General features: G+C 60.2%; 13 protein-coding genes and 1 pseudogene. 4 read left to right on the forward strand and 10 right to left on the reverse strand.

Annotation, left to right across the window (positions count from 1 at the left end):
• Window positions 1-40 precede the first annotated feature (40 nt).
• Both NKJ91_RS21405 and NKJ91_RS21410 read right to left on the reverse strand, forming a co-directional pair.
• On the reverse strand, window positions 41-1,384 hold the full coding sequence (locus NKJ91_RS21405) for a nucleotide sugar dehydrogenase (protein ID WP_352450255.1): 1,344 nt from the start codon (window positions 1,382-1,384) through the stop codon (window positions 41-43).
• Window positions 1,385-1,489: 105 nt separating this feature from the next.
• Window positions 1,490-2,668, reverse strand: a complete 1,179-nt coding sequence (locus NKJ91_RS21410; protein WP_352457190.1) for a DUF3095 domain-containing protein — start codon at window positions 2,666-2,668, stop codon at window positions 1,490-1,492.
• 73 nt (window positions 2,669-2,741) lie between these two features.
• Between NKJ91_RS21410 and NKJ91_RS21415 the strand changes: the two genes are divergently transcribed.
• Together NKJ91_RS21415 and NKJ91_RS21420 are read left to right on the forward strand one after the other, a co-directional pair.
• Window positions 2,742-3,830, forward strand: a complete 1,089-nt coding sequence (locus NKJ91_RS21415; protein ID WP_352457166.1) for a glycosyltransferase family 4 protein — start codon at window positions 2,742-2,744, stop codon at window positions 3,828-3,830.
• Window positions 3,827-4,603, forward strand: coding sequence for a polysaccharide deacetylase family protein (locus NKJ91_RS21420; protein ID WP_352457167.1), 777 nt, complete (start codon window positions 3,827-3,829; stop codon window positions 4,601-4,603). Before NKJ91_RS21415 ends, NKJ91_RS21420 begins: the two co-directional genes overlap by 4 nt.
• A 50-nt stretch (window positions 4,604-4,653) precedes the next feature.
• On the opposite strand, the gene NKJ91_RS21425 is transcribed toward NKJ91_RS21420, so the two are convergent.
• The 4 genes from NKJ91_RS21425 to NKJ91_RS21440 form a co-directional block, all read right to left on the reverse strand.
• Complete coding sequence (locus NKJ91_RS21425) at window positions 4,654-5,508, reverse strand: MBL fold metallo-hydrolase (RefSeq protein ID WP_352457168.1); 855 nt, start codon at window positions 5,506-5,508, stop codon at window positions 4,654-4,656.
• 122 nt (window positions 5,509-5,630) lie between these two features.
• A complete protein-coding gene (locus NKJ91_RS21430; RefSeq protein WP_023675957.1) occupies window positions 5,631-6,080 on the reverse strand; it encodes a cyclic nucleotide-binding domain-containing protein in 450 nt (149 codons plus the stop codon).
• Between the two features lie 152 nt (window positions 6,081-6,232).
• Window positions 6,233-8,947 carry an ABC transporter transmembrane domain-containing protein gene (locus NKJ91_RS21435; RefSeq protein ID WP_352457169.1) on the reverse strand — a complete coding sequence of 905 codons (2,715 nt, stop codon included), beginning with the start codon at window positions 8,945-8,947 and terminating at the stop codon, window positions 6,233-6,235.
• A 17-nt stretch (window positions 8,948-8,964) separates the two neighbouring features.
• Window positions 8,965-9,330, reverse strand: a complete 366-nt coding sequence (locus NKJ91_RS21440; RefSeq protein ID WP_352457170.1) for a hypothetical protein — start codon at window positions 9,328-9,330, stop codon at window positions 8,965-8,967.
• A gap of 85 nt (window positions 9,331-9,415) precedes the next feature.
• Here NKJ91_RS21440 and NKJ91_RS21445 point away from each other — a divergent pair, with 85 nt between their 5' ends.
• Entirely contained in the window at window positions 9,416-10,084 is a 669-nt protein-coding gene (locus tag NKJ91_RS21445) for a class I SAM-dependent methyltransferase (protein ID WP_156937317.1), read from the forward strand.
• A gap of 212 nt (window positions 10,085-10,296) precedes the next feature.
• On the opposite strand, the gene NKJ91_RS21450 is transcribed toward NKJ91_RS21445, so the two are convergent.
• The 4 genes and pseudogenes from NKJ91_RS21450 to NKJ91_RS21465 form a co-directional block, all read right to left on the reverse strand.
• Window positions 10,297-11,475 carry a glycosyltransferase family protein gene (locus NKJ91_RS21450; protein ID WP_023675953.1) on the reverse strand — a complete coding sequence of 393 codons (1,179 nt, stop codon included), beginning with the start codon at window positions 11,473-11,475 and terminating at the stop codon, window positions 10,297-10,299.
• Entirely contained in the window at window positions 11,472-12,716 is a 1,245-nt protein-coding gene (locus NKJ91_RS21455) for a glycosyltransferase (RefSeq protein WP_023675952.1), read from the reverse strand. The genes NKJ91_RS21450 and NKJ91_RS21455 overlap by 4 nt, the downstream gene beginning before the upstream one ends.
• A 1-nt stretch (window position 12,717) precedes the next feature.
• Window positions 12,718-13,932 (reverse strand): glycosyltransferase family protein, encoded by a 1,215-nt coding sequence (locus NKJ91_RS21460; protein WP_352457171.1) that lies wholly within the window; start codon window positions 13,930-13,932, stop codon window positions 12,718-12,720.
• 489 nt (window positions 13,933-14,421) lie between these two features.
• Window positions 14,422-14,725 (reverse strand): annotated as a pseudogene (locus NKJ91_RS21465) (ferritin-like domain-containing protein); the annotation flags it as partial.
• A gap of 401 nt (window positions 14,726-15,126) precedes the next feature.
• On the opposite strand from NKJ91_RS21465, the gene NKJ91_RS21470 reads away from it, so the two are divergent.
• Window positions 15,127-15,465, forward strand: coding sequence for a hypothetical protein (locus NKJ91_RS21470; RefSeq protein WP_352457172.1), 339 nt, complete (start codon window positions 15,127-15,129; stop codon window positions 15,463-15,465).
• The last annotated feature ends 54 nt before the right edge of the window (window positions 15,466-15,519 follow it).

Here is a 15,519-nt window from a genome sequence, read left to right on the forward strand (position 1 = left end):
CTCGAAATCTCCTTGCACAAATTCGCCGGCTCGGACGCCGTCAGGCCTTCACCACCGTCTCTCGGGCTAGCCCGAGGCGGCCAAAAATATTGCGTGTGTCGACGATCAGTAGAGCGTGATCCGCGATCGCCTGATAGTCGATCGCGTCGTGGTCGGTCGCAACGACGACAGCGTCGAAATCCTTCAAGGCCACCTCGGTCAATTCGACAGAGCGACGCCCCTTGATCGCCATATGCTCCCGTGTGGCCGGGATTTCGGTAACATGCGGATCGTGGAATTCCGCCTTGCCGCCCCATTCCTCGATGAGTTCAATGAGCCGCAATGAGGGGCTTTCGCGGATGTCGGGCACATTCTTCTTATAGGCGAGCCCGATGATGAGAATGCGCGAGCGGCTGAGCGCCTTGCCGCAGCGCCGGTCCAGCGCCTTCGCCAGTTCATCGACCACATGACGCGGCATGGCCGTGTTGATCTCTGCCGCCAGCTCGATGAAGCGGGTCGGCAGTTCGTATTCGCGAGCCTTCCACGTCAGGTAGAAGGGATCGATCGGAACGCAGTGCCCGCCAAGTCCAGGGCCAGGATAGAAAGGCATGTAGCCGAAGGGCTTGGTCTTTGCCGCCTCGATCACCTCCCAGATGTCGATTCCCATCGCACCGAGCACGATCTTCAACTCGTTGACGAGGGCTATGTTGACCGAGCGGAAGATGTTTTCCGTCAGCTTGACCGCCTCGGCGGTCGCCGTGGTGGAAACCGGAACGACGGTCTTGACCACGCCATGGTAGAAAGCCTGCACGAGCGTCGCCGCTTCAATGCCGTCACCTGCCACGACCTTGGGGATCGTCGCGACTTCAAAGCTGCGGTTGCCGGGATCCTCGCGTTCGGGCGAGAAGCCGAGGAAGAAGTCTATCCTCGACTGCAAGCCGATTTTTTCCAGGATGGGCTTGATCACGTCGTCGGTGGTGCCGGGATAGGTGGTCGATTCCAGCACGATCAGCTGACCGAGACGCAGATGCTTCGCGATGGTGCCTGCGGTGTTCCTGACAAAGGAGAGATCCGGCTCGCGGTGTTTCGTCAGTGGTGTAGGAACGCAGATGATGATGACATCGCAGACGGCCAGTTCGGCAAAATCCGCAGTGGCGCGGAACCGTCCGCTCGCCACCTGGCCGGCAAGGGCTGTCGACGTCACCGCCTCGATGTAGGATTGTCCGTTGTTCAGGCTCTCGACCTTTTGGGCTTCAATGTCGAAGCCGCAAACAGGGAAGCCGGCGCGTGCGATCGCAACCGCCAGCGGCAACCCGACATAGCCCAGTCCGATCACGCCAACTTGCGCGGCACGCGTCGAAATCCGGTTCAGAAGGCGGTCATATGTCGATCGTGAGGCGTCCAAAAATCTGCTTCCCGTCAATTCGGACAGGCCGTCCGCTTCCATGGTGAGGCTCACCGCTCACAAGAGCCCCGAGGCATATTGCGGAAAATCGATGTCCGCAAGCCGTCAGACCGGCACCTTCGCCTTAAGGCTTGCGGCAGCCATCGCATAGCCGCCGGCGGCGCCATCGATGAAATGAACGTGATCGCGCTGCAGCGGCGATGCGACGAGGCATGTCATCAAGGCCGATTTCTGGCGGTGCAGGCCATAGTTGCAGATGCCCGCCTCTTCCGCCTGTTTCAGCCGGTTCTCGATCCGTTGCAACACATCCGCGTCAACGTCGATGGTCATCTTTAAGCCATCGTCGAACTTCCGGAAATCCGAATTGCTGGCCACTTCGCGTTTGTAGATCTTCGGATCGAATCTGCCGATCGTCCAGCCATATCTATCCGTAACAGCCGTAAGTGTCATCAGGAACACTATCCACAGCTTCGACAGCCACCGCCGTCCTGCCGGCGCCGTGGCCCGCGCCTCGATATCGAGGCCGGCGGGCAGCAAACTGTAGTCCGGCCCGTTCACCGGCACCGGGTGGCCATCGCGTTCCTGCCTGCCGGCAAGGGCGATGATGTCGGAAACCAGAAACTGAAAACCGCGCAAGTCGCGCGACGCCCCCGGTATGGCTATGATCGAGACGATTTCGCCATGCCGGGCTTCGATCGGGTTCCAGCGGCACGAGAGGCCGGTCAGGTCCGGCCGCGCGCCGGCCGGCGCAGGATCGATGCGGTAGCGCCCCGCTTTCATCTCGGCTTCCGCCCAACTGCCGCCACCTCCGGCGAACATGGCATAGAAGACCGCATCGGAGGCCTGGAACCTCGCCACGCGAACGTCGAGGCCTTGCGCTCTTATATCCTTTATCGGCACGATTGCGGCACGCAAGGTCAGATCCAGTTCGTCCGCCACCCATCTCTGGACAGCCGCCAGCGCGTTGCGGGTGATCTCCAGCGCCGAGCCGGGAAACGCCACGAGCGCGCCGTCGCCGCCGAAGACAAAGGGAAGATCTTGCCTACCCAGCGCATTGAGCAGCGCCGAAATGACGCTGGCACCGGCCATATTGACGGTTTTATAGCGCCCCGCCTCGATCGCCTTGGTCGAGCCGACGATGTCTGCGGTGGCCAGCGCCCAGCCATCGGGGAGAGGCCGATAGTTATCGATATCGGCAACGCTCTCGAACTTTGCGAAGACCGGCAGAGAAGCAACAAACGGATCGGACGCGGCAGCTGTTTCCATGAGCATCAGATAGCACATTCCAGTGCTTGAGGGTGAAGTCATCATGCTTCGAAATTGACTTGCGCAGGCTTTCCGATGATAGGGTCCGGCGATGCGAATTGCCTTCTATGCGCCGCTAAAGTCGCCCAATCATCCCGTTGCCTCCGGCGACCGCCAGATGGCACGGATGCTGGTCAAGGCGCTGGAGCATGGAGGGCATAGCGTCGAACTGGCATCCGAATTGCGCTTCTATCTACGCGAACCGGATTCGAAAAGTTTCGATGCGCTCAAGATCAAGGCCCGGGAGGAAGCCGCGCGGCTGGCAAGGCTTTGGGATCGTGACGGCAAGCCCGATTTGTGGTTCACCTATCATCCTTATTACAAGGCGCCCGACCTGATCGGGCCCGAACTGGCGTTGGCCTTTGGTGTTCCCTATGTGACAGCGGAAGCCTCCTATTCGAGGCGGCGCAACACCGGTTTGTGGGCCGATACGCAAGCGTTGGTGGCGCGAGCCGTCGAACAGGCGGTGCTGAACATCTGCTTCACGCAAAGGGATCGTCAGGGACTGGCAGATGCGGTGCCCGACGCCGCTTTCGGCATGCTTTCGCCCTTCATCGACACATCGCTATTCCGGGAAACGCCGGCACGCGGTTGTCCGACGCGCCTCGTTACCGTCGCCATGATGCGCCCGGGCGACAAAGTCGAAAGCTATCGCATGCTGGCGCAGGCGCTCGGTTCGATCGGTCACCTGCCCTGGACCATGTCGGTCGTCGGGGACGGACCTGCCCGCGAGGAGATCAAAGCGCAATTCGCCGGCTTGCCCGCCGAGCGTATCGAATGGCTTGGCGCAATCGAGCCAGCCGCCGTGCCGGATGTCCTCTACAGTGGGGGAATTTACGTCTGGCCGGGTTTCGGCGAGGCCTATGGCGTTGCCTATCTTGAAGCACAGGCCGCCGGCCTTCCGGTTGTGGCTCAGGACGTCGCCGGCGTGCCGGAGGTCGTCCGGGATGGCCAGGCCGGGTTTCTCACGCCGCCGGACGATGTGGCGGCGTTCGCTTCTGCCATTGAAAGGCTTCTGGCCCGTAACGACGAAAGATCCATCATGGCCGCAGAAGCCAGACGTTTCATCCTCGAAGAACGTTCTCTCGGTGCTGCAGCGGCGCGTCTGGCCGAACTTCTTGCGAAGATCCCGGTCTCATGACATCCGATCAAATCTGGCAACCCTTGGTGGAGGAACTGGCGAGCCGGCAACGGGCGGACCGTAAGGCAGAGTTCTGGCTGCGCGACGATGACGCCGTGGATCCGACGCCTGCGCTTGATCGGTTGCTCGACCTCACCGGTGAATTCGCGGTTCCGGTGACTCTGGCCGTCATTCCCGCCCTGACTGACGAGAAGCTTGTCGTTCGGCTTGACGAGGCGCCGCATGCCACGGTCGCCATCCATGGCTGGGCGCACCGAAATCATGCGCCCGAGGGCCAGAAGAAGCAGGAGCTCGGCGCGCATCGACCACGCGACGCGGTGCTCGATGATCTGGCTCGCGGGCTGGCGCAAGTAACCGGCCTGCACGGCGCACGTGCCGTTCCGATGCTGGTGCCACCCTGGAACAGGATCGACGCCGGCTTGGTATCCGACCTTGGATCGATAGGATTTTCGGCATTGTCGGTCTATGGACCGCCAAGGCCGGCGTCACTTGCGGTCATCAACAGCAATGTCGACATCATGGATTGGCATGGCACGCGCGGCTGCCGCGATCATGGCCTATTGGTTCAGGCTATCATCGCGCAATTGCAGCATGCATTCGATGGGGGCGAACCGGTGGGCCTGCTCACCCACCATCTCGTACATGATGAATCGGCCTGGCTCTTCCTCGAACGGCTGTTCACAGTCACCGCACAGACTGAAGCCTGCGCATGGCTTCCGATCAGGACATTGATCGGGCGCAGCGCCGGTAGAACAATTCCAGGAAAAGTGTGAACGGTTTCCGTCCGGAATTGCGTCAAAACAAAGAGATAGAGGAAAATAGCTCAGTGCTTTTTGCGCAATGAGACCGGAATGTTGAGCGTCTGGCCATCCCGCGCGGCAAAAGCGCCGGTAAACCTGTCCTTGGCCAGTTTCTGGATCTTGTCCAGTTCCTTGTCGGTGCGTGTCGGATCGTGGTGAAACAGCGCAAGCCTCCGCGCACCGGCCGCCTCACAGAGTTTGACGCCCTGTTGCCACGTCGAGTGCCCGTAACCGCGGCGGCGTTCCATTTCCTCCTCGGTGTAGGTGCAATCGTAGATGACGAGGTCGGCATCTTCGATCAGGCCGAGCACCGCCTGATCGAGTTTGTCCGGCTCATGCTCAGTGTCTGTGATCACCGCCACGACGCCGCCACCCCATTCGACCCGGTAGCCTATGCAGCCGCCCGGATGCATAAGACTGCCGGTTCGGACCACCACCCCTTCGCGCGGGCGAAGCACGTCTCCGGATACAAAATCGCGATAGTCGAGGCTTGCCTTGCAGGCCTCCAGTTTCACCGGAAACCACGGCGGCCGCATGAACTCATCGACCATCTGCCGGGTCGTCATGTGTCCTGCAAGATGCCCGGACCAAAGCGTAACCTGGGCGCCCTGGTCATAGATCGGCGCAAAAGACGGCAGCCCGATGATGTGATCGTAATGGCAATGGGTGAAAAGCAGGTCGAAATCGGTCACGCCCAACGCCTGAAGCGCCGCGCCGGCTGGCCTTAGGCCAGAGCCTGCGTCGAACAGAAGCGTATGCTTACCGCATCGCATCTCGACGCAGATTGAGTTGCCACCATAGCGAGAGAACTCTGGCCCTGATACCGAAATGCTGCCGCGGACACCCCAAAACCTGACCAGGAAAACGTTGTCGTCCATGCTACCCCTTCGCCCATCATATCTAAACAACTGCCGCTAGGCGAGACAGGCTTTCTCCGGGTGATCTTCTCAGCGAGAGGACAGTGCCGTCACGACGGCGAGGATCGAGCGCACGTCCTTCGTTATTTGGCGCTTCGTGCGTCGATCAGATCCGCGGTCGTATGGCTTAGGCGATCGGCAAGAACCCGCAATATCTCGATGGTCATTTCCGGGAACTCCCTCATAAGTCTCAGGAAATGATCCTTGCGGATTCTCAGGGCTTCCAGCGGACTTGCCGCTCTGACGGTGGCAGTGCGGGAGCTGTTGCACAATATGGCGATCTCGCCAACGATCGAATTTGGCTCCAGTTCTGCAACTTTTATCGGTCCGCTGTCGGAATCGACAAGAATATCCGCTCTGCCTGAAAGGATGACATAGGCGGCGTCTCCCTCGTCGCCCTGCCGGAAAAGGATCTGGCCGGCGCTGTAGCTCACACGATCGGATGTGAACGCAAGCAGCTTGAGCTTTGTCGGCTCGATGGCAGAGAACAAGGGAACGCGTTGCAGCATTCCAACTTCATCCTTGAGCAGCATTGTCGCAAACCTTCCAAAATTCGCGTTTGCCAGACTAGAGCACGCCCAGATGGAATCAATTCTCTTTCCGGGATGGCGAGACAAACCACGCGAAAGGTGGCGAGCCCGATGTCGTGCACCGGCAGAATGATCCCATCTGAATGTCCGTTGCTCTATGACAACAGTTCCTTGAAGATACTGTTCCCTGCCAAAAGTGTCTCGTGTGTTCCGTCTTCCGCCAATTGACCCGAGTCGAAGACGATAACGCGATCGAACATCATCGCCATTGCCGGATTCGTCACGACCCACACAATTGCCGGCGAATGGCCGTCGCGCCTGGCTTCCTCGAGCACATTTCGCAGCACCTTATCCTGCATGCGCTGGTCGAGCGCCGACAGCGGCCGGTTGAGAATGAGAAAATCGGGACGCTTGAGCAAGGCCCGGGCAACATCGAGCTTCTGTCGCTGTCCGCCGGTCAGCCGCCTGCCGCCGGAGCCGACGTTGAAGTCCAGGCCGACATCCAGAAGTTCGCCATAAAGCCCCAGTTCGTCAAGAATGTCATAGACGATGGAGCGTATGCGGTCGGGCGCGTCGGGATGATTGTTGCCCACACGCCCGAACAAGACATTATCCATGACGGTGGCCGCGGCAATGTATTTGGCAGGATCATACCGTTCGACCGCATTGTGCAGCTCGGGCGGCAGGTCTTCATAGAACCGGTTGCGTGCAGCGACGATCTTGCTCATCAGCTCGTCGCTCAGCAGGCCGAAGCGGTGCCGGGGCTCGATGTAGGCAAAGCTCAAGGTGACGATCATGGCGCGATCGTTCTCCGAAACCGCCTCGTAGGGACGGTTCTTGAGCCGTTGCAGCAAGGTTTCGTAGGCGGGTATCTCCTCCGCGCTCATGAAGGCGAGCTGCTGGAAGAACTGGTGATCGGGCGGCAGGTCGGCAAACAGCTCGATCGCCTGTTTGGCGATCTCCAAGCCCATTTCGTAGAGCGTGCGGTCGAGGCCGGCTTGCCTCAGCACGGAAGCAAAATAGGGATTGGCCGCCAGGGCCCTGTCGGCCAGTTCGGGGCCGGCGGCAGCGCCGAAGAGCAGGTTTTGGCCGATCGTTGCTTCCTTGTTGTAGGCGCCCGGTTCGAAAGGAACCACCAGTCCGCTCAGCCCCTCTTGTTCCAGCCGGGTCCGCAGCGCCGCACGCAGTTCGACGATCCGCCTGGCAAGCTCCGTGTGACGCGTGAGGTCGGCCGAAGAGCGCAAGCCGAGATCCAGAATGTCACGCGACAGAACAACCGCGTCGAGCACCCGGCGCACGGCTTCAAAGAGGTCGTGCGGGCCGGTAGCGCCAGCGGAAGCATAGTTGATCCAGTCGCTGTGGATATCAAGATCCGGATTGCCCGACCGGCGCGCCTCGTGAATGTTCCAGCGGTGCTGATCTGCCGCAGCACCGTCATAAGGCACCGATGTCAGCGGCGCATGCTTCAACCCGTAGAGCAGGTTGTCGCGGAGGCTTGCCTGGAACAGGAAAACATCCGACGAGGCATACGACATGCGCCGGCCGGTTATTGCTTCGGGGAGTTCAAGCAGGTCGTCGGTGCCCGAAGCGACCCTTCCGCTGTCCGGCCAGTTCAGCCGCGCGAAGGCTTCTGCAAGCGCCTCCGCTCCACCTGTTGCGGTACTGACCAGTGCCACCGCCTCACCCGGCTTGACCTGGAGGGAGATACGGTTGAGGAGCATTGCACCGCCATCGTCTGCTATGGACAGATTGATAGCCGACAGCGGCTTGGTCATCGGATCGGGATCGTCGATCGTCAATGCCCCGATTTTCGGCGCGATGAGACCTTCGACGGTGAACTGTTCAACGACCTGTTGATATTTGACCTGGACATCCTGCCGATCCTGATCCCAGTCGATCAGTTCCTTCATCGGTCCGGGCAGGTCCTTGTAGGCGCCGATCACGGCCACGAGCTGGCCGACGTCCAGCCGCCCCTGGAGGACCAGATACCCGCCGATCATGTAGAACAGAAAGGGCGTGAGCTGCGCGAGAAAATTGTTGAGGAACTTCACCATGAATTTCCATTGGTAAAGATCGAAGCGGATCTTGAAGATGAGCCCGAGCCGGGCAGCTATGTCGGCGCGCTCGTAGTTTGATGTATCGTGGACGTGAACCGCGCCGATGCCGTCGACGATTTCGCCAACCCGGCCCGAAAGCGCGCGCGCCGTCAACTGCCGTTGGCGCCCGAGCACGATCAGCCGCCGCCGCATTCGCGGGATGAGCACGATCTGGATCGCCACGATCACGACCGCTATCATTCCGAGCCAGACGTTCTGGATCATGATGAACAGCATGGCCGTCAGCGCTTGGCCGCCGAGCAGTACCGGCTGCAGGAAGGCGTCGCCGATGAAGCCGCCCAGCGGCTCCACCTCGTCCTTCACCATGGTCGCCACTTCGGCGGATTTCACCCGCTTGAAGTAAACCGGCGGAAAACGCAGCACACGGTCGACCAGATCGAAGCGGATACGCCGCAGCATGCGTTCGCCGAGGCGGCCCTTGTAGGTGTTGATGTAGAATTTGAACAGGCCGTTGATGACGACTAGCAAGAGGAACACAAGGCTCAGGGCAAACAGGGTCTCCTCGCGGTCGAGCTGAAAACCGGAGAAGAACTGGACCTCTCCAATGAACGGCAGGTTATAGTGTAGCCTCATGAATGGCTGGGTCGCGCCCGGTTGCTCGAAGCCGCGACCTTGGATCGGTCCGTTGACGATCAGCTTCGGCAGGTCGAAGGACATGAAATACGGGATCATCGAAAGCACGACGATCATCAATATCCAGAGCTGCTGCTTCTTGGTGTGCGTCCAGATATAGCGGGCTAGGCTGGCTTCCATATGCGACTGTGGACCCTTCAGTTGGAAGGATGCAGGATGTAAAAGCACCTGCTGGCGAATGGCGTATCGGCAATTTCTTCATCGCCAACGACAAGCTCGAAGCTGCTGTGCACGGACATTGTCCTGCGCTCAACGATGCAAGGAACCTGCGAGGCGGCGCGATCCAGTTCCGGCGCATGGTCGATGGCAACGACATGGGCATTGTTGATTGGCGAAGAAAGCAGCTGGCCAAACGGTCCGCGGCTTTCGTAGGGCTTTGGCGAACAGCCGAGCAGCACGAGGCCGCAGCTGCGCGGCTGGTGCTGGCGGATGGACGCCGATGATCCGGACAGATGCAACAGGCTCTCTCCGGCACCGGGCAATAGCCAAGCGGCTTGCAGCATGATCACGTCCGCGGAATCAAACAGTCTTGCGGGAGGCAAGATTGCGTTGTGTCGCCCAAAATCCCAACATACAAGACGAATTATGATGGATGTCACGCAACCACGCAATGCCATGGACTGGCACGAGCAAGCCTTGGACCTCACGCGGGGAATTGCTGCTTATGTCAACTGCCCTCTCGTGGCAGGGCTGGCGCGCGTCGTCGCTAAGCATCCGAAGGCCGATATCGCCAACGCCTTCAACCACAAGCAGGTCGCCTGCAAGATGTGGGCGCTCGACAGGCTGTTCGAAAGCGGCGGCGGCCGCTTCGGGCGCATATGGGTTCTGGGTGGATGGTACGGCGTATTGCCGGCAATGCTTTTCAACGACGCCCGCTTCGACATCGCGGCGGTCGATAGCATCGACATCGACCCCGAAGTCGCGCCGGTCGCCCGGACCCTCAACCGGGAAGCCGGCGACCGGTTCCGGGCGCTGACGGCAGATATGTACGCACTCGACTATGCGGCCGGGCGGCCCGATCTGATAGTCAATACGAGCTGCGAACACATAGCCGATCTGCGCGCCTGGCTTGCTCTGCTTCCGCCGGGCACGAATGTACTGCTGCAATCGAACGATTATTTCAGCGAGCCGACGCACATCAACTGCGTGGCTTCGCTTGCAGCCTTCGAGGAAATGGCGGCGCTACGGGAGGTGCGGTTCTCCGGCGAACTGCCGACAAAAAATTATACGCGCTTCATGCTGATTGGAACTGTTTAATGCATTTCGCCCAAAAGCGCGTAGCGGTTTTGGGACAACGACACGCATAAAACAGGACTTGAAGCGCGTCGCACGAATCTCACCAGACGCGACGCGCGTTAGAGCATTTGCAGGAAAGTGTGGAAACGGCTTTCCGTCCGGAATTGCGTCAAAACAAAGAGACAGAGCGGTTCTGCGTGAAACGATGAACCGCTCTAGGATCTATCGTCTGTTCAATCATGAACTTTTCCGAAACCGGGCCCCACATTTAGGGACCATGTTCGATGCCGCTCGCGCAGGATTTGCGCGGAGCGACGCGCGCCTTCCAGATCGAGACGATGCGCGGATGGCGTCGGTTCCACAAGCGCTTGTTCGATCGCTTGCGCCAAACCTTCAGGCGTCAGATCCTTTTCCATCAGCACCGTTGCAAGACCGAGTTCTTCGAGCATCAGGGCGCGAACCGTCTGTTCGGTTTCCCCGCCGGCTGCAAATGGGACGAGCAGGGAGCGACAACCCGCGCGCAGGACATCGCAGACCGTGTTGTAACCCGCCTGCGAGACTGACAGGCGGGCGCCGGTCAGCAGGCTGGCGAAATCCTCGCGGAACCGGAAGATGGACAGGCCCGGCGTGGCATCGCGTGCGATCGCGTCAAACTCGTCTTTCGGCAGGTTTGGGCCGGTGATCAAACACCATTTCCAAGCGTTGTTGGCATTCCGCGCCGCTGCGATGGTGGATCTGACAAGGCTCTTTCCGGCAGCCCCGCCGCCAACCGACACCAGAACGTCGAAGCGCTCGGAGGCCGCGGGCGATGGCGGCGCGGCAACGAGCCCCGTGTAGGTGACCTCGGCCCTGATCGCCCCAGCCAGTGGAAATGTCTTGTCGATGGTTGCGAAAGCCGGATCGCCATGGACCATAACAAGATCGAAATGCCTGTTGATGAGATCGACCGTTTCCTCGTTTCGGCCCAGCTTGACGCGCTCCTGGAGGATATCACGGACGGACGTCGCCAGCAGCGGTCTGGGCGACGTCGCGTCGATGGCCTCGATCAGCGGCAAGAGTTCGAAACGCATCTGCCGGCGTCCAAATGGAAACGCCTCGACAATGACGATATCAGGCCTGCAATCCCGGAATGCCTGCAGCAGCATCTCTGAACGCCATTTCTTGAAATCATCGTCGATCGGGTTGCCTTGCAGGTCGACAAGTCCCGAAAATCCTTCATCACCGGAGGTGACAGGTGGCAGGGTTACAGATTGTACACCCAGTCCCGGAAACCCGGCGATCGGCGCTCCGCCGGTCACGACGGTAACGTCAAACCCGTCATCGACCAGAGCCGCCGCAATGCGGCTGGCGCGCGCGAGATGGCCGATGCCGAGCAGGTGCTGGACATAGAAGAAAGCGCGCAGCCGCTTCATTCGGCGGCCCGCCACTCCCGCTCGAACAGTTCCTTGAGCTGTCCAATGCTTGCCATATGATCGAAATTGCCGCGCACGCGCCGCTCTGCGGCGTCGCCGAGGCGGTCGCGGAGCACGGGATCACGGATCAGGCGCTCCAGCGCCTGTGCCAGGGCAATCGGGTTTTCCGTCGGAACCAGCAACCCGGTTTCATCCGGCGATAAAAGCTCCGGCACGCCGGAAATATCGGTCGACACGCAGGCAAGCCGCTGGCTAGCCGCCTCCACCAGAACGTTCGGCAGACCGTCGCGGTCGCCATTTGCGGTGATCCTGCAGGCCAGGGCGAAGATGTCGGCGCGGCGGTAGCGCTCAAGCACCTCCTCCTGCGCAAGCGCGCCTTTCCAAGAGACGCGACCATCCAGGCCGAGCTTTTGCGCCAGCGCCTTGAACCGTTCCAGTTCTTCGCCGCCGCCGATATGCTCGAAACGCCACGCCAAATCGCCGGGCAACAGGGCAAGGGCCTCCAGCAACGTATCGTAACCTTTCTTTTCAACGGCGCGCCCGACACTCAGAACGACAACCGGTTCGTCCGGAGCCGAGCCGTCATGCTGCTTTCGCGCCTCGCCGAAACTGCCGAAGCGATCAAGGTCGAGCCCATGATAGCTCAGATGCACAGACGAGTTGCCGTTAGCGAGTTTTTTCAGACGATCGAAGCCGGTTTTCGTGCAAGTGACCGTCCAGCGCGCCGAGGAAAGCTTGCCGGCCAGATCCCAGTCCGCCGAAGTCCAGATGTCCTTGGCATGGGCCGAGCAGGTCCAGGGCAGGCCACGAAGCTGGCTGGCATAGCGCGTCACCGATGCAGGCGTGTGCGCGAAATGTGCATGCAGCCAGCCCGCGTTTTCCGGCCATTCGGCCGCCAGCACGAGCGCTTGCCCGAAGCGGCGCGCGCGATTGCGCGTAAAGTCGCGGGGCATATCGGCAGCCAGCGATCCGAGCGCGCGCCAGAAGCCCGGACGCAGCAGACAGGCAAACAGCGAGCGAAGCACGCGCAGCGGCTCTTCATGCAGATATTCCGGCAGATAATGGACGGGCGCTTTGATCTCGTCATGCACGGGGTGGCGTTTTTCGTCGGTCGGCCGCCTGAGCGCGACGAGTATCAGGTCGAACCCCGCACGCTCAAGACCGAGCAGTTCCTGCGCGATGAAGGTTTCGGACAGCCGCGGATAACCCTTCAGAACCACGACGATCTTGCGATGTTGCAACTCAGGTCATTCCTTCAATGACCGAAAGGTGATGGCCGGCCCGCCGGTCGAGCAGTTCCGCGACGATTTCGGAAATATGAGGCAGCCCCTCCAGCGTCAGATGCGGATTGCTCTGCGATGGGCGGGGCCGGTCCGGCAGCACCTTCAATGCATCAGCAAACCGCCGGGAATCCTCGGCTTCTTCCGGCAAAAGCATCTCGATGAGGCCGAGTTCGGCTGCGCGCCGTGCGCGGATCAGTTGTTCCTGGCGGGGCTCGACGCGCGGCACGATCAGCGCCGGCTTGTCGAAAGACAGTATCTCGCAATAGGTGTTGTAGCCGCCCATCGCCACTACCGCCTTGGCGCCGGCAATCAGGTCTTCCATGCGGTTGTCGAACTCGATGATCTTGATGTAGGGGATCTTGGACCCCTTCTTGAGCAGCTTGTTGCGCTTGCGCGCCGGCATGTAAGGCCCAAGCACGATCAGGGCTCTATGCTGCAATTGCGGATCCTGCTGATAGGCATCAATGACGTCGTGGATCAGATCGGCGCCGTCACCGCCGCCACCGGTAGTAATGAGGATATAATCGCCCTCGGGCCGGTGGCCGGGCAACTCGTTCCGCTGCAGGCTCCGTTGCAGGAAACCGACGAACCTCATCTTTGCCCTGACAGCCGGGGGCACATCCAAGCCGGTCAACGGATCGTAGAAATCCGGCGGACCATAGGCCCAGACCTTGTCGTAGAAGACGCCTATCTTGCGCATCACGTCTCTGCGTGCCCACTCTGCTTCGAGCAGATGCGGCGCATCCATCACCTCGCGCAGGCCAAGCACCAGCGTGGTGCCCCGCGTCTTGAGGTAGGACAGCGTGTCCTCAATCTCACCGCGCAGGCCGAGCGGTTCCTTGTCGACGATGAAGATATCCGGCCGGAAGGTCTCAGCTGTATGGCGGATGATCGACTGGCGCATCCTTAGCGTCTCATGCAGATCGATGTCCTTTTCCAGCGAGGTGTATTCGCCGTTGCGCAGCTTGATGACGCTGGGGATCTTCACGAAGTCGACACGGGCGCGGTAGTCGAAGGCGCCAGCGATAGTCGCACCCGAAATGATAAGCACCTGAAGTCCGCGGAAATCCTCGACCAGCGAATGCGCGATAGTCCGGCAGCGCTGCAAATGGCCGAGCCCGAACGTGTCGTGGCTGTACATGAGAATTCGAGCGTTTTCTGCGTGCTGGGTCATTGTTGAACGTCTCTTAGAATTCTCGCCTTGAGGACCGTGAGCGACCCGCAGGATTCGAAACCATCCTCGCGGGTCTACCGACCTGTTCTGAAACATGAGGGCGCAATTTTCAATTCGTATTACAAAGAGGGTCCATATGCTGAAACCAGGAAGCTACGTCTGCTCAGCGGCCTGCTTGCCACGTGGTCCAGAAGAACCTGCATCATTTCGCTGGTATTGACCATCTCGGATTCTCGGCGGCCTTGACCGCTACGATCAACGTGGAAACTCCAGAATGGAATAAGGTATGGGCTGGGTACTTCACTTCGAGCGTCTAAGCCAAGCTCCTAAACCATGATGTGCCTTGGCGGTGGGAAGCCGGAGCGTTGACGGAGTAGGGGACACGTTCGAACCGCCTAGATCTCGACTCTCAGACCAGAATCTGGGGATCAGGAGTTCGACTCTTTTCGGGCGAGCCAATTGAACTCACTAGCTTTTTGGATGCCATGGGCGCATGAACTCGCCGATTGCAGGCGTGTCAAAGCTGACCTGTTTGCCGCCAACGACAGCGCCGGCCTTCGGACCGGCATCCGAGTCTTCGATCCCTTTCCGGTTGTGCCGCGCAGGTAATATTCGGCTTCCATATATTCGAGATTGAGGGCGAACCGGAAAAAATGTCTTCGTCTTTGACCTCATCCTGCGCATAGGCCCGGGAAACCGGGGCAAGGCCGGTGGCCGAAGCGAGCGTTGCTCCCAGGCCAAACTGCAACGCGCGGCGGCGCGAAACACGAAATGCAGGCGTGACGCGGATCATGGCTTCCTCCCAAAAGCCCGCCGGCATCAAACATTTTGGCACCTCAAAAGCGCGCCTGCGCTCCCAACTTCACGAAATGTGGAATGTTCCTCAATCGCCTTGAATGATCTCACCGATGGCCGAGCAGCTAGGTTTCCTCGACCCTAGCCTGATGTCAGCCGACGCACACTGCGCTGTAGCGGCGCCGGATCTGCCGGCAGCAAAAATCCCGCCGCTGCGGTCGTCCGAAGTACGCTGTCGATAAAATCCAGGACTTTTGCGCATCGATTTCGGACCAAGGTCCGTCTTGTAGAATACTGTATTTGAACAAAGCTAGGTAACAGCCGACTTTCGGATTCGAAAGTCCTGACGTTTTTCATCTGAAACCCATCCTGGCGGGAGGGCGACTCGAAGGAGGAACTATGAAAACGCGCACCTGTCTATTCGCGACTGTAGCCGCTCTCACCCTTGTCGCATCTCCGGTACTCGCTGCTCCCGGCGGCAATGGCAATGGCAACGGCAATGGCGGCAGCAACGGTAACGGCGGAAACTCGGCCGGGGCCGGCTCGCAGGGACACGGAGCCGCCACTTCCGCCGCGGCCAAGGACAAGTCGACGACCGGCGTTGCTCATGCAATGGCGGTCGTTGCCACGACACCGGCCTCACCGCAGGCAACGCTGGCCTTGCAGGCAGCGCTGGATAGGAAGGCCGCGAAAGACGCGGCAGACACTGCCGACGACACCTCTGACCAAACCGAGTAAGCATTCGAAACAGACCACTTGTCGCGTTGAAAGCCGTGGTTCGCCGCGGCTTTT

The organism is Mesorhizobium sp. M0040, from assembly GCF_040323505.1.
Lineage (GTDB): Bacteria > Pseudomonadota > Alphaproteobacteria > Rhizobiales > Rhizobiaceae > Mesorhizobium.

What these genes read in the sequence shown, in the direction of transcription:
- NKJ91_RS21410 (WP_352457190.1), bottom strand. Translation starts at nt 2,668, where the DNA reads ATGTGCTATCTGATGCTCATGGAAACAGCTGCCGCGTCCGATCCGTTT.
- NKJ91_RS21415 (WP_352457166.1), top strand. Translation starts at nt 2,742, where the DNA reads ATGCGAATTGCCTTCTATGCGCCGCTAAAGTCGCCCAATCATCCCGTT.
- NKJ91_RS21420 (WP_352457167.1), top strand. Translation starts at nt 3,827, where the DNA reads ATGACATCCGATCAAATCTGGCAACCCTTGGTGGAGGAACTGGCGAGC.
- NKJ91_RS21425 (WP_352457168.1), bottom strand. Translation starts at nt 5,508, where the DNA reads ATGGACGACAACGTTTTCCTGGTCAGGTTTTGGGGTGTCCGCGGCAGC.
- NKJ91_RS21430 (WP_023675957.1), bottom strand. Translation starts at nt 6,080, where the DNA reads ATGCTGCTCAAGGATGAAGTTGGAATGCTGCAACGCGTTCCCTTGTTC.
- NKJ91_RS21435 (WP_352457169.1), bottom strand. Translation starts at nt 8,947, where the DNA reads ATGGAAGCCAGCCTAGCCCGCTATATCTGGACGCACACCAAGAAGCAG.
- NKJ91_RS21440 (WP_352457170.1), bottom strand. Translation starts at nt 9,330, where the DNA reads ATGCTGCAAGCCGCTTGGCTATTGCCCGGTGCCGGAGAGAGCCTGTTG.
- NKJ91_RS21445 (WP_156937317.1), top strand. Translation starts at nt 9,416, where the DNA reads ATGGATGTCACGCAACCACGCAATGCCATGGACTGGCACGAGCAAGCC.
- NKJ91_RS21450 (WP_023675953.1), bottom strand. Translation starts at nt 11,475, where the DNA reads ATGAAGCGGCTGCGCGCTTTCTTCTATGTCCAGCACCTGCTCGGCATC.
- NKJ91_RS21460 (WP_352457171.1), bottom strand. Translation starts at nt 13,932, where the DNA reads ATGACCCAGCACGCAGAAAACGCTCGAATTCTCATGTACAGCCACGAC.
- NKJ91_RS21470 (WP_352457172.1), top strand. Translation starts at nt 15,127, where the DNA reads ATGAAAACGCGCACCTGTCTATTCGCGACTGTAGCCGCTCTCACCCTT.